This window comes from Hymenobacter properus (assembly GCF_015694735.1).
GTDB lineage: Bacteria > Bacteroidota > Bacteroidia > Cytophagales > Hymenobacteraceae > Hymenobacter > Hymenobacter properus.
In genome coordinates, this window is the sequence record NZ_JADQDP010000003.1 from 31474 (window position 1) to 44817 (window position 13344).

Consider the following 13344-nt stretch of genomic DNA (forward strand, 5'->3'; position numbering starts at 1 on the left):
AGAACGGGGCTTCGTGTTAAGCTTTACCGACTGTGGTTTACTGCGCCGCAGCGTAGTTGCGGTAGAAGTGCGGGATGGTCTCGATGCCCTTCAGGAAGTTGAAGACGCCGAAATGCTCGTTGGGCGAGTGAATAGCGTCTGAGTCGAGCCCGAAGCCGAGCAGCACGGTGTCGAGGCCCAGTTCGGACTTGAACATGGCCACGATGGGGATGGAGCCGCCACCGCGCGTGGGCACCGGGCGCTTGCCGAAAGTGGTTTCCATGGCATCGGCGGCGGCGCGGTAGGCGATGGAGTTGGTAGGCGTGACGACGGGCTCGCCGCCGTGGTGGGGGCGTACTTCCACGGTCACGCCCTGGGGCGCGATGCTTTCGAAGTGGCGCTTGAATTTCTCGGTGATTTCGGCCGAGGTCTGGTGGGGCACCAGGCGCATCGAGATTTTGGCGTGGGCCTGCGAGGCAATGACGGTTTTGGCACCCTCGCCGGTGTAGCCACCCCAGATGCCGTTCACGTCGAGCGTGGGGCGAATGCTGGTGCGCTCCATGCTGCTGTAGCCTTTCTCGCCGTAGGAATCGGGCAGGCCGATGCTTTGCTTGAAGTCTTCCTCGGAGAACGGAGCCTTGGCCATTTCGGCGCGCTCGTCGGCGCTCAGTTCGTCCACGTTGTCGTAGAAACCGGGGATGGTGATGTGGCCGTTTTCGTCGTGCAGGCTAGCAATCATCTCGCACAGGGCATTGATGGGGTTTTGCACGGCGCCGCCGTAGAGGCCGGAGTGCAGGTCGCGGTTGGGGCCAGTCACGGTCACTTCGTGGTAGCTCAGGCCGCGCAGGCCCACCTCGATGCTGGGCACGTCGTTGGCCAAGATGCCGGTGTCGGAGATGAGGATGACGTCGGCTTTCAGCTTCTCCTTGTTGGCTTTCACGAAGATTTCGAGGTTGTTGGAGCCAATTTCCTCCTCGCCCTCGAACATGAACTTGATGTTGCAGGGCACGCCGCCCTGGCCATCGCGCATCATCATCTCGAAGGCCTTCACGTGCATGTACACCTGGCCTTTGTCGTCGCAGGCGCCGCGGGCGTAGATTTTCTCGTCCTTAATCACCGGCTCGAAGGGCGGCGAATTCCACAGCTCGTATGGGTCGGCGGGCTGCACGTCGTAGTGGCCGTACACCAGCACGGTTTTGGCGCCAGGGCCGGCGGCGAGGTATTCGCCATACACAATGGGGTTGCCGGCCGTGGGGCAAATTTCTACGTTCTGCACACCGGCTTCTTCGAGGCGGGCCTTGAGGTAGTCGGCGGCGCGTAGCACGTCGGCGTGGAACTTGGGGTCGGCCGACACGGACGGGATGCGGAGCCAGTCCATCAGCTCATCGAGGAAGCGGGTTTGATTAGCGGCGAGGTAAGCAGCCATGCGAAGCGAATTTTAGGGGTTGGGAATGCGGCGGTAAAAGTAGCGAGTGCAGCGCGGGAAGTTGCCGCCGAGGGACGCTGAAAACAGCTGATGCAAGTAGTTACTGCCGGGCGTCCAGCACCAGCTCGCGCACCATCACCTCGCCCAGCTTCCAGGCTTCGGTCCAGTCTTTTTCGAGGCTCTCGAAGGTGAGTAGGTAGAGCGTATCGGTTTTGGCGTTAGCCAGGGCCATTTGGTACACCACGCGGGGTTCGGCGTCGGGCGGGGCGTCGCGGTAGCGCACGGTGCGCTTGTGCCACGCTCCTTCAGTGGCAGCAGTTTTCTCCAGCTGCTGCTGGCCGTGGCCGAAGCCGGTGCGCATCATCAGCAGTTCGGCGTATTCGGGGGCCGCGTGGCGGGTTTTGGCTTTGGCCTTGCGCACCACCTGCAGCGAGAGGCCGGTTTGGTACTCGCCAGTTTCGCCCGGCTCCTCTTGGGTGAGGTAGTAGGTGGGCGCGCTTTTCTCGCCCTCGGCCTTGTAGTACCAGCCGGCAGGCAGCAGCGCGGCGGCTTTGCTCTGGGGCAAGGGCTGCCAGTTGAACCCAGCGGGCGCCGGGCCGAGGGGCACGTTGTAGCGTTGCGCGGCGGCGGGCAGCGTGAGCAGCACGGCCACTACAGCGAAGAGGAAACGGAACATACCGGCGAAGCTAGCGCCCGCTACACTTTCGCCTCGAGTTGGATGCTTTATCATCTTCACGCCGAACCTCCAGGCAAGCAGCCAATCTTTCTCGTGGTTTTCGAAAAGCTGCAGACAAAACGTGTCGGTAGTGGTATTGGCAATGGCCCGCTACTGCTTAGCGCATTGCAGAAACACATCTTTTATTCAGAAAAAACCTTAAAAAGGATATAGGAAAATATTATCACTAACCCGCCGCCAGAAACAATGAAGAGAAAGGTGCTTATATGCCGAAGTAAACGTTGAAAACTGGTCATACTCCCATAACGCGACTGTCAGCAGCCATTGTATGTAATTTTAGCTACTTCGCCCACGGCAGCGGCACCCGGCTTTCGGTCCCACTCCGCAGCCGCCCGATGTTGGCCCGGTGGGTGTAGATGAGTAACGCGGCTAGCACAAAGCCAACGTAAATCAGAAACGGCTGCGCCGGCCGGAACTGGGGCAACAACTGAAGCAGGGCGAAGCACACGCCTGCCGTCATGGAGGCCAGCGACACGTAGCGGAAGATGAGCAGCATCACGATGAAGACGAGGATGCACACCCCCACCGTGGCCGGGGCCACGCCCAACATCATGCCCAGGATGGTGGCCACGCCCTTGCCGCCCCGAAACTGCGCAAACACTGGGTAGATGTGCCCCACCACGGCCAGCGCGCCACAAGCCAGCCGGTAGTACAACTCGTGCTCGGGTGCGATGGCACCCTGCGCCACTAGCCACTGCGGCAGGAAAAACGCCACCACAAAGCCCTTCAGTGCATCCACAAACAAGACCGATGAGCCGGCCTTTGGCCCCAGCACGCGGAAGGTGTTGGTGGCACCAGCGTTGCCGGAGCCGTGCTCTCGGATGTCGGCCAGGTTGAAGAAGCGGCGGCCCACCCACAGGGCCGTAGGGATGGAGCCGAGCAGGTAGGCGGCAAGCAGGGCGAGGGCGATGTAGAGGTAAGGCATGGGCAATGGGGAATTGAAGGCATAAAGAACGTCATGCCGGGCGAAGTCGAAGCAGCTCGTGCGCAGCAGTAATCCAATCGTCAGGATTTACTACCACACGCGAGCTGCTTCGGCTTCGCCCGGCATGACGTTCTGTTTCAGCTAAACCGGCCGTTGGGCCTAGCTATCCCCGAACGGGTCGTTCTCGTTTTTCTTCTTGCGCTTTTCTTCCTCCTGCTTGGCCTTCTCAGCGGCCTTGGCGGCTTTCTCTTCCTCTTTTTTCCGCTTCTCGGCTTCCTTGGCCTCGCGCTCGGCTTCCTTCTTCGACTGCGCGGCGTCGGGCTCGGCAGCTGCATCGGTGGCCGGAGCAGCTTCCTTTTCCTTGGCTTTCTCCTTTTTGGGTTCGGCAGCCGGAGCGTCGGCGGCAGCGGGCGCAGCAGCTTTTTCCTTTTCCTTGGTTTTCTCTTTGGTTACCGGAGCAGGCGCTGGCTCGTCCACGGTGCCGTCGCCGAAGGGGTCGTTGTCTTTCTTCTTCTTAGACTTTTTGCTGGGGGCCGGGGCGGCGTCCTGCGCCGGGGCGCTGCCCGGGTTGGCGCTGGCATCTTCGCTGCCGAAGGGGTCGTCGGTCTTGGTTTTCTTCTTTTTCTTCTTGTCCTCGAAGTTGTCGAAGTTGCCGGTGGGCGCCGGGGCGGCCGGGCGCGCGGCCAGCTTGCCGCTCTGGCCCAGGTAGTCTTTCTGGAAGTGAGAGCGGAAGTTGTCTACGTCGGAGAATTCTCCCAGGAATACGCCGTAGGACGTAGCCGTTTGGTAGTCGCCCTTTTGCTTACCGCCAATCTCGCCATCGAAGCTCTCGTTCGAGGCCTTGGTCAGCAGCAGGTTGTTGGCGTATTTTAGGTAGTACCAGGTCTGGGGTTCGGGCTCGAGGTAGATTTCCACCACATCGGTTGCGTTGTCGCGGCGGATTTCCACGTGGCCATTCACCAGCGCGTTGAGAGAGGTTTTGCCCACGCCGGCCAGGCCAATGGGGCCTACCGAGTACCAGGCGCGTTTCTTCTCGCTCCAGCGCAGGTTCACCTTACTCAGCAAAAGGGTGTGGGCCAGTTTGGGCGAGAGCTTCATGATGGACTCGGCCCCGCCGGGGTGGCCGGCATAGCCCTCGGCACCCTTGTCGCCAATGAACTGGGCCAGCTTGTAGAGCTCGTTGGTAGAGCCGTCCGACGCTTCGGCCGAGCCCTTGGTGACGCGGGCCAGGTCGGCGCCCATGGCCTCAATGGCTTTGGCCGGCATGTTGATGTCGAGGCCCAGCAGGGCATCCACCGAGTAGCGGGCGCTGTCGGGGTTGGCGGTGCCCACGCCGCTGCCTACCATCTTGTAGTCCTTGCTGCCGGCAATGAACGACAGCGGCCCGCGGAAGCTGAGCGAGTTGGTCGAGTCGATGTAGGTCATGGCCGAACCCTCGTAGGCGTTCACATCTTCCAGGTCGCGGCGCGAGATACTATACACGCCCTTGCGGTCGTCGTAGCGCAGCTTGCCATCCACCTTGAACAAGGGAATATCGGTGTTATTAGGCACCGTGGCGGCGTAGAGCGGATATACCTTGTTGCTCTGGTCCGACACAAACAGGCCCGTCACGAGCGGCGTCCCCTCCTCGTTCTTGATATCCTGTAAGCTCAGACTGAAGTTCTTCGGGTCGATGGAGTCCTTCACTGCAATCCACTCGGCCGACGCGCGGTTTTTGCCAAACTGCAGCTGCACCTGGCCATCGAAGGCAAAGCCTCGTCGCTGCGAGTTTAGCTGCACGTTGCCGCGGTAGCCGATGCGGGGCGTGAGCTGGAATTTGCTGTTGGCATTCACCACGGCTGTGGCCACGGTAGCCGGGCCGGGGGGCGTTTCGCCGTCGGCCACAGGCTTGGGCTTGCGGCTCAGCAGGCCCTTGCCCTTGCGTGCACCGGCCACGGCGCCGGAGTCGGGCTGGAAGTTGGAGAAGCGCAAAGCCACCGAGTCGCGCGCGGTTTTGAAGGTATACCCAGCCGAGCCGGTAAAGGTCGTTTTCGACACTACCTCAATGGCGCCCTTGCTCAGGCGGTGGAACTTGGCCAGCGAGTCGAGCACCACGGTGGCGTTCTTGAAGCGTTGCAGCTTGCCGTTGGCGCCAATGCTCACCTTGCCCGAATCCGGGTATACCCAAGCGTCGGCCGAGGCGATGTAGGGCACGCCGCCCACCTGCATGCGGTACTTGGCCAGGTCGTAGGTGGCGGTGGCGGCCTTAAACTTCAGGCCTTGCTGGTCGGGGTTGGTGGAGTAGAAGTACGACTTCGTGGAGTCGGAATTGGCCGCCACGCGCAGCTTCACCTGCTTTTTCTTGAAGTCCCAATGGCCGTCGCTCAACGTGGTCTTGAACTTCGAGTAAGGCAGGTCGATGCTGGCCTTGCTGCCTTCTTCGCGCTTGAAGTCGGCGTAGCCCTTCTGCAGGTTGTACTCAAACGCCACGTCACTAGCCGTGAGGGCCGGCTTGTTCGTTTCAGCCGACTTCACGCTGAGCGAGGCGTTGCGCCCTGAGTAGCTGTCGGTCTTGAAGGTGAACTCCGGCGATTTAATAAAGGACTGCGGCCCATCCAGCCGGCCGCTGCCGCCCGCGTTGCGCGGCGTGAGCAAGGCCGTGCCCTTGAAGCTGTAGCCCGAAGCCGTTTTGGTTTTGGGGTCGACAGGGCCCGAGTAGAGCTTGATGGCCTCGCCGCTGGCTGGCGTGGCCAGATACATCGAGTCCTGCTTCACGTTCCAGTTCATAAGGTAGCCGGTGGGCAGGCTCATCTTCGGAATGTCGGCCGTGGCCGTCTTCTTGGCGGCAATAGAGCCGGTTTTGCCCACGGCCACCACCGAGTCGCGGTAGAACACGAAGCTGTTGGAGGTGAATGTGCCCGACTGGTAGGTCACCGTACCGTCGGCCTGCAGGCCCTTGCCGTCCATCTTCACTTTGTTGTACACCCGGCCGCGGCCTTTGTAGAGCGGGAAGCCGTCTTTCGGCACGTCGTAGGTGAAGCCCAGCGAGCCGTCTTCCTGCACCGTGAGCTTGGTTTTGATATCGGGCAGAATGCCGCCGCTCCGGAAAGTACCGTCGAAGCCCGAAGCCGTTTTGCCGATGCCGTTAAGCGAATCGAGCTTGAAGGGTGGGATGTCGAACACCATCGTTGAGTCGTAGGCGCCGCCCAGCACGTCCTGCTTGCCGAAGAACACATTGGAGCCAGTTTTGGAGTCGAACGAGGGGTATTGCGGCTTCTTCTTGCGGCCCGACTTGTTCTTAGGGTCGTTCAGGTAGAGGCGGCCGCTCGACGTCTTGCCCTTGTTGGTGAGGGCAAAATCGGCCTTCTTGCCCGTGGGCTTGCCCTTGGCGTCCTTGGCCTCGCTGCGAATAACGATGGAGTCAATTTTGGCCATGTCGACGTAAAAGCCGTCGTAGTCGAACTTGAAATCCCGTCCCTTGAAGCGCATAGCCGAGGCCACTACCGTACCGCCAAAGTCGATGTTGCGGTTTTTGCCGATGCGGATGATGGAGCTGTCCGGCTGCACAAACACCGTGGCCGAGTCGTCGGAGAAGTTGAAACGCTGCACGCCGCGCACCAACAGCTCGTTGGTATTCAGGTTGAGCGTGGCGTTGCGGCCCGAGCCCGACAAGGACTTGATGGCAATATGGTCGTAGTCCTTCTTGTCGCGGGCCGAGGCCACGTAGTGGAAGCCTTTGGGCAGGATGGTTACCTCGCCGGTTTGGGCGTTCCAGGCCACGTAGCCGTCGCGCGTCAGGCCCGAGGCGGCGCTGCGCATGTTGTCTTCCGAGGTTTGCAGGTCGCGGGCCAGGTCGGCTACGTTGATGGTTTTCACGTTGCCGTGGGCCTGGCTGTAGCCCACCAGCATCTGCAACGGGTGCAGGCGGTTGATGCTCTTAAGCTGCTGGTAGCGGTTGTTGGTGAAAAACTCCTTGCTCTCAAAGTCGGCCGACTGCTGGTTCTTGGACGACAGCACCTCAAAGTTGATGGTGGGCTGGCGCAAGTTCCAGGTCAGGGCCTGCGTCCGGATTTCCATCTGATGATAGGAGTCGCTGTAAGGCGTGTTCTTATACAAGCCTTCCTCGCGCGAAAGCTTGAGCTGCTGCTTGGTTTTGGAGTACTTGAGCTGCGCGCCGGGGTGCGTCACCGAGTCTTTGGCGCCTTCATAGATGGTAACGGCCGCGCGGCTGGCCGTAATCACTGAGTCGCCGAGCACGTAGGCCCGGGAGGCGGCCTTGAACTTCGGCTTGCCATCGAGGCTCACCGTGAGGTTGGCCAGCGAGCCGTCGAGGGCGGCGCTGAGCACCTTGCTACCGGCCATCGAAATGCCGCCGCGGTACTGAATGTTGTCGCCCAGGTTCTTAATGCGGGCGTCGTTGGTGAGCGAGATAAAGCGCGGGTAGCCGTTGTCCGTCACGCCGGGCTTGCGGCGCACGGCCTTGTAGCTGAGCGCGCCCTTCACCGGGGCTTCCAGCACAGCCGAGTAGGTCAGCGTCACGGGCTGGGCCGTAAACTCAGGTTTGCTCATGTCGAAGTCGAAGCCCGCCAGCTCGGCCGTCGCCAGGTTGCTGTTGATGGACCACGTAAACTGCCCGCCCGTGCCGATGAAGCGGTTGGAATTGGGCACGGCCGTGCCGCTCACCTTCTTGATAAACACCGAGTCGCCGGCCGAGGCCACGAATAGGTCCGCGTCTTTAATCACCAGCACCGGCCCGCGCGCGGGCGGCGCCTGATACTCCTCGTAAGGCGTAGCAGAGGGCGTGAAGCTGGCGGTAGGCGTCTCAAAATCGGCCGCTTTGGCGGCCACCTCCGAGGCCGAAGGCGTTTTGGTGGCCGCCGGGCTGGCTTTGGTAGCAGGCGCAGCTTTGGCTACCGGCTTCTTAGCCGGCGCTTTTTTCTTCACGGGCGCTCCCCAGCCGTCGTCCACATCGCCCCAGCCGCCACCCGAGGGCGACGACCATAAATCGGCGGTGTCCCAGCCGCTGCTGCTGGCCTTCTTTTTGGGAGCGGGCTTGGCAGCGGGCTTAGCCACCGGCTTGGCGGCCACGGGCTTCTTGGCGGCCGGCTTAGGCGCGGCGGGCAAGGGTTCTTCCTTAGGCGCCGGGGCCACGCTGCCAAAATCGAGGTTGGAAACCGGCGCCGCAATGGGCGAATAGGCAAACGACACGGTGCCGCCCACGGCCCGCAGCGAGTTGAAGCCCGTGTGGTATAGGTAGCCGCCGTTGAAGAAGCGGTTGGTGGAGGTGATAAACTTCTCAGTTTCCTGGGGCGCCTCCTTTTGCAGGGTCTGGCTCAGCACGTCGAGGTACTGGTCCATCTGCGCGTCGCTGAGCTTGGCCGTGGTGGCTCCGCCCACAATGGCCCCAAACAGGCTCTCAAAGTGCGGCCGTGGCCGGAAGTGCTGGGCCAGCATCACCTGCGACAGGGCCACAATGCGCGCCTGCTGCGACGACGTGAGGCGGTTGGTGCCCCACAATTCTTTTAGACGAGCCGCCGAGGCCATAGCCGCCGCGTTGCGGGTGGCGGCCATCATACTTTGCGCGTCGAGGATGTACTGGGCGGGGTCGGTGGCCAGGGTGCCGATTTTGTAGCGCGGCGGCGCGGCGGCAGGCGTGGTACCGGGCGGGGCCGCTTTCGTCTGGGCCCAGGCCGCCGAATAGCTGCCCAGCACCAAGCCCAACCACGCCGTGAATATCAAATATCGATTCATAAAGTCAGTTTTCAGTAGTAGCGTAGCTTGCCCAACAAGCCCAAAGCCGCCCCGTATTCTCAATGTATCAGTGCCGTGCCGCCGCATCCGGCCCCGCGCCAACCAACGACGCGGCCCCAAACCGACGGGCTGCTTTTTCAACGCAAACGTCTGGGCCGAAGGATAGTGCCCAACGCTGCGCTAAAAACCCGGTACAAGTTAGGCACAATCAAAAAAGCAACCCAGCCATATTATTTAATAGCTACCAATACCTACTGATTATCAATATTTTTCTACATCACGTCCATTTCGCAGTTCTTGCGAATGTTCATTTTTAGGTTCGATTCACTGCCCGGAAAACGTCGGGGCGGGGCCTGCCCTGCCCCGACAGCCACTGCCTCCGCAACCGCTCTGCACCACCCAGGTAAAGCAGCCGCTGCGTTACTTTGAGGCATGACTACTGCTCCCATTCGCACCGCCCTGCTGGCCTACGGCATGTCGGGCAAGCTTTTTCAGGCGCCGTTTTTGGCCGCGCACCCCGGCTTCGAACTCTACGCGGTGGCCGAGCGCACCGAGCAGCGCATGCGCCACGACTATCCCGGCATCCGCAGCTACGCCAGCGTGGCCGAGCTGCTGGCCGAGCCCAGCATCGAACTGGTGGTGGTAAACACACCCAGCGGCACCCACTTCGAGCTGGCCAGCCAGGCCCTGCGCGCCGGCAAGCACGTGCTGCTCGAAAAGCCTGTGGCTACCTCCGTGGCCCAGTTGCAGGAACTGCTGGCGCTGGCTAAGCAAGTTGGCCGCCACCTGCTGGCCTACCACAACCGCCGCTGGGACACCGACTTTGGCGCCGTGCGCCGCGTGGTGGAAAGCGGCCAGCTGGGCCAGCTCATCGAAGTGCATTTCCGTTTCGACCGCTACAAGCCCGCGCTCAACCCCAAGAAATTCAAGGAAGAGCCCCAGCCCGGCAGCGGCCTGCTCTACGACCTCGGCCCCCACCTCATCGACCAGGCCATCAGCTTGTTTGGCCGCCCCCTGAGCGTCCACAAAACCGTGGGCCACTACCGCGCCAACACGCAGGTAGATGACTACTTCTCGCTGCAACTGCGCTACCCGCAGGGCCTGAACGTATGGCTGACCTCAGGCCTGCTCATTGCCGACCCCGTGCCCGCCTACGTGCTGCACGGCACCCAGGGTAGCTACCAAAAACACCGCACCGACCCTCAGGAAGCCCAGTTGTTAAGCGGCATGTCACCGGAGGCCCCGGAATACGGCCGCGAGAAGCCTGGCGAAGAAGGTCGTCTCACCCTGGCTGGGCCTGATGGCGCGCTGAGCACTACGCCCGACCCGGCCACGCCCGGCAACTATCTGGGCTTGTTCGAGGCCGTGTATCAGGCCATCCGGCACGATGACCCCTACCCTATTCAGGCGGAGCAGTTGCTCTGGCAAAACGAGTTGCTGGAATCTCCGGCCGCTGGCTAGCGCCCCTGAGATTTAGCGCACCAGCAGCCGCGCCCCCAGCGCCCGCTGCAACTCGGGCACGTCCCAGTAGCGCAACACGCCAGGCAGCACTTGGGAGTAGGTGTCCTTGGTGCCCGGCTGCTCCAGCAGCTGCCGGAACGAGGGCGGCAAAGCCTCGACGGTGAGGCGGCTGATGGCGGGCGAAAGCACAGTGGCCAGCATGGCCGGCAGCGCCGCCCGGCCGCTGGCCCGGATTTCAAACGGGACTGTGTGGAGGGGCGCGGTGTTGCGCACAAACATGCCGAGCTCGGCAATATCGGCCAGGCGCTGGGCTAGCAGGGGCCTCCCCGTGTGCAGGGCCAGCATGGCGTTGCGATACTCCCGGTTGTAATACTTGGGGTCGTTGAAGGCGGCCGCGTCGGTTGTTTCGCCCAGCCCGCGCAGGTCGGCCAGCACCACGGCGGTGCCTTGGCTGAGGTAGGCCTTGATTTGCGTGGAGCTGTCCAACGCGGCTGCCTTGCCTGCATCGGGCAACCAAACCAACACCTTGCGGGGCGCTGCACCCGTCGGCAGCGCCAGCAACAGCGGCAGCGGCGGCTCGTTCTCGGCGCGCAAAATCACCTTTTGCCAAGCTATGCCGTCCCGTTTCAGGCTGTCGAGCACCGAGATGGTCAGGTTGCGCGGCGTGGCCGGTGCAGCGCCAGTTGCCGCAGCTACCAGTGTGGTCCAGTCGGCCGCCGGCTTTGGGCTCTTCTGCCACGCCTGCGCCGCACCTAAATGCTGCGCGGCCAGTGTTTCCTCCTTTTTGAAAGCGGTGTTGACCTGCCCGGTACTGGTGCAGCGCAATTCCTTCTCCGAGGAAACCACCAGTTTGCCTTCCTGAATATGGCCCGCATCGCCATACAGCCAGCGCCGGAACCACGCCACCGCCGCCTCGCGCTTGGGCTGCGAGATGCCGTGGCCGTCGTCATAGGTGAACAAATCCACCTGCTCAGCCTTACCCAAGGCCGCGTATATGCGGCGTGTTTCGGCTGTAGCGGCCTGAATCTGGGTGTAGTCCACGAAGTCGTAGCGGCCGGCCAGCACCAGTAGTGGTTTGGGCGCAAACATGATGGGCCAGTCGGCCAGGTCGAGGCGGGCGCGGCCGGCACCGGGCAGCATCACGCAGCCATCGGCGGGGCCGGTCAGCTCCAGGTTGCGCTCGCCGGCGGCCACGTAGCTGCACAGCGCTGCCACCTTCATGCGCGGCTCCAAGGCCATGAAGTAGGCCGTTTGGGTGGCGCCACCGGAGTTACCGAGGCAGCCCAGGCGCGCCGTGTCCACCTCGGCACGGGTCAGCAGGTAGTCGAGTCCTCGCTTGTTGTCCCAGAATTGCTCGGCGGGCGTAGTGCTGCCCACCAGCGCGGCGCCCGCGTTGAGCAAAGTATGCTCAGTAGTGCCGCCGCGGGTGAGCGGCTTGCCGGCGGCATCGGTCAGCTGCATGCGCTCGCCCTGCGAAATGGGGTCGATGACGAAAACTACAAAGCCATGCTGAGCCAGCAAAATAGCAGTTTTCTGGTACGAAACCGTGGCCTTCGACTCCTGCTCATGCCCGCAGAAAAGCAGCACGCCCGGCTTGCGCCCCTTGCCGGCCGGCACGTACAGATTGGCCGTGACGTGGTGGTTGGGCGTGCTTTCGTAGATAACTTTTTCGATGCGAAAGCCCTCGCGTACCAGCTGGCCCGTCACCTGCGCCCGCAGCGGCGTGCGCGTCGTCGGCAACGGCCCCAGCACCCGCCGGAAGCGCGCCCGCACGCTGTCGCGGTAGGCCGCCGCGCCGGCCGCCGACTGTGCGGCTTGGTCCAGCTCAGCCGCGCGGGGTGCGTACTGCGCGTGCATCTGCTGCAGCAGGTAAGTGCTGAGCGTGGCGGGCGCCTTCCAGTCCAGCACGTTGGCCGTGGGCTGCTGGGCGCGGGCGCCTAAAGCGAAGCACAATGCCGCCCACAGAATTAGCAACCCTTTTCCGCGCATCCGCATCGCGCTTACTGCGCCGCCACGGCCTGCAGTTCTTCCACCAAATCGGCCGAACCCACAAACAGCGGCGCGCGCTGGTGCAGGTCAGCAGTCGGGTGCACATCAAGCACCACATCGGCGCCCGTTACGGCCATGCCACCGGCCTGCTCGATGATGAAGGCCAACGGGTAGCCTTCGTAAAGCAGGCGCAGCTTGCCCTCAGGCTTGGTGGCAGTGGGCGGGTAGAGGTAGATGCCGCCGGTGAAGAGGTTGCGGTGGTAATCGGCCACCAGCGAACCCACGTAGCGGGCAGTGAGGCGGCGCTCCTTGCAGGTCATCAGGAAAGTGCGCACGAACTCCGGGTAATCGAACCAGTTGCCCTCGTTGCAGCTGAACACCGGCCCTTGGCGCGGAATCTTGATGTCGGGGTGCGAGAGGAAGAATTCGCCCAGCGAGTTCTCGTAAGTGAAGCCCGCTACGCCGTGCCCGGTGGTGTACACCAGCATGGTGCTGGAGCCGTACAGGATGTAGCCCGCCGCCACCTGCGAGCGGCCGCCCTGCAAAAAGTCTTCCTTGCGGGCCGGCCCGCCAATGCGCGACACCCGACGGTAGATGCTGAAAATGGTGCCAATGCTCACGTTCACGTCGATGTTCGACGAGCCGTCGAGCGGGTCGATGGCCACCACGTACTTACCGTTGCGGTTGCCGGTTTCGATGATTTCCTCGTTTTCTTCCGACAGAATGGCGCAGGCCTCGCCCCCATTCGTGAGTGCCCGAATGAAACGGATGTTGGCTTCCACGTCAAGCTTCTGCTGGTTCTCGCCCTGCACGTTTTTCTCGCCCATGCTGCCGGTGATGCGCGAAAGGCCCGCCCGGTTCACTTCGCGGTTCACGATTTTGCCGGCCAGCGCGATGTCGCGCAGCAGCTGGCTGAGCTCGCCGGTGGCGTAGGCAAACTCGGCTTCCTTGCGCTTGATATAGCGCTCCAGGGTGGTGCCGACGGGCGTGGCCAGGGTGTTTTCGTTGGCTTGGGCTTCTTGAGACATGGATGTCAATTGGCAGTTAACAGTGAGCAGTTAACAGGTTGCTTTTAATGTAATAAGGTCGTTTTGTTAA

7 protein-coding genes are annotated in these 13344 nt (G+C 62.4%); 1 reads left to right on the forward strand and 6 read right to left on the reverse strand.

The genetic code is table 11. The annotated features are described in order from the left end of the window. Window positions 1–37: 37 nt before the first annotated feature. From I2I01_RS12200 to I2I01_RS12215, 4 genes are all read right to left on the reverse strand, one after another. Window positions 38–1405, reverse strand: a complete 1368-nt coding sequence (locus tag I2I01_RS12200) for a dipeptidase (RefSeq protein WP_196286768.1) — start codon at window positions 1403–1405, stop codon at window positions 38–40. Window positions 1406–1505: 100 nt separating this feature from the next. After that, window positions 1506–2081 (reverse strand): hypothetical protein, encoded by a 576-nt coding sequence (locus I2I01_RS12205; RefSeq protein WP_196286769.1) that lies wholly within the window; start codon window positions 2079–2081, stop codon window positions 1506–1508. A gap of 340 nt (window positions 2082–2421) precedes the next feature. Continuing rightward, the gene (plsY, locus tag I2I01_RS12210) at window positions 2422–3066 is read right to left on the reverse strand and encodes a glycerol-3-phosphate 1-O-acyltransferase PlsY (RefSeq protein ID WP_196286770.1); all 645 of its coding nucleotides are present in this window, start codon (window positions 3064–3066) and stop codon (window positions 2422–2424) included. A 159-nt stretch (window positions 3067–3225) separates the two neighbouring features. Then, a complete protein-coding gene (locus I2I01_RS12215; protein WP_196287621.1) occupies window positions 3226–8796 on the reverse strand; it encodes a hypothetical protein in 5571 nt (1856 codons plus the stop codon). 432 nt (window positions 8797–9228) lie between these two features. On the opposite strand from I2I01_RS12215, the gene I2I01_RS12220 reads away from it, so the two are divergent. Then, window positions 9229–10257 carry a Gfo/Idh/MocA family protein gene (locus I2I01_RS12220; RefSeq protein ID WP_196286771.1) on the forward strand — a complete coding sequence of 343 codons (1029 nt, stop codon included), beginning with the start codon at window positions 9229–9231 and terminating at the stop codon, window positions 10255–10257. Window positions 10258–10269: 12 nt separating this feature from the next. Here I2I01_RS12220 and I2I01_RS12225 read toward each other — a convergent pair whose 3' ends face one another. Continuing rightward, entirely contained in the window at window positions 10270–12210 is a 1941-nt protein-coding gene (locus I2I01_RS12225; RefSeq protein ID WP_196286772.1) for an alpha/beta hydrolase family protein, read from the reverse strand. Window positions 12211–12257: 47 nt separating this feature from the next. Beyond that, on the reverse strand, window positions 12258–13274 hold the full coding sequence (gene fbp / locus I2I01_RS12230; RefSeq protein ID WP_196286773.1) for a class 1 fructose-bisphosphatase: 1017 nt from the start codon (window positions 13272–13274) through the stop codon (window positions 12258–12260). Between the last annotated feature and the right edge of the window lie 70 nt (window positions 13275–13344).

Coding starts and splice junctions, on each gene's coding strand:
- I2I01_RS12200 (WP_196286768.1), bottom strand. CDS start 1,405: ATGGCTGCTTACCTCGCCGCTAATCAAACCCGCTTCCTCGATGAGCTG.
- I2I01_RS12215 (WP_196287621.1), bottom strand. CDS start 8,796: ATGAATCGATATTTGATATTCACGGCGTGGTTGGGCTTGGTGCTGGGC.
- fbp (WP_196286773.1), bottom strand. CDS start 13,274: ATGTCTCAAGAAGCCCAAGCCAACGAAAACACCCTGGCCACGCCCGTC.
- I2I01_RS12220 (WP_196286771.1), top strand. CDS start 9,229: ATGACTACTGCTCCCATTCGCACCGCCCTGCTGGCCTACGGCATGTCG.
- plsY (WP_196286770.1), bottom strand. CDS start 3,066: ATGCCTTACCTCTACATCGCCCTCGCCCTGCTTGCCGCCTACCTGCTC.
- I2I01_RS12205 (WP_196286769.1), bottom strand. CDS start 2,081: ATGTTCCGTTTCCTCTTCGCTGTAGTGGCCGTGCTGCTCACGCTGCCC.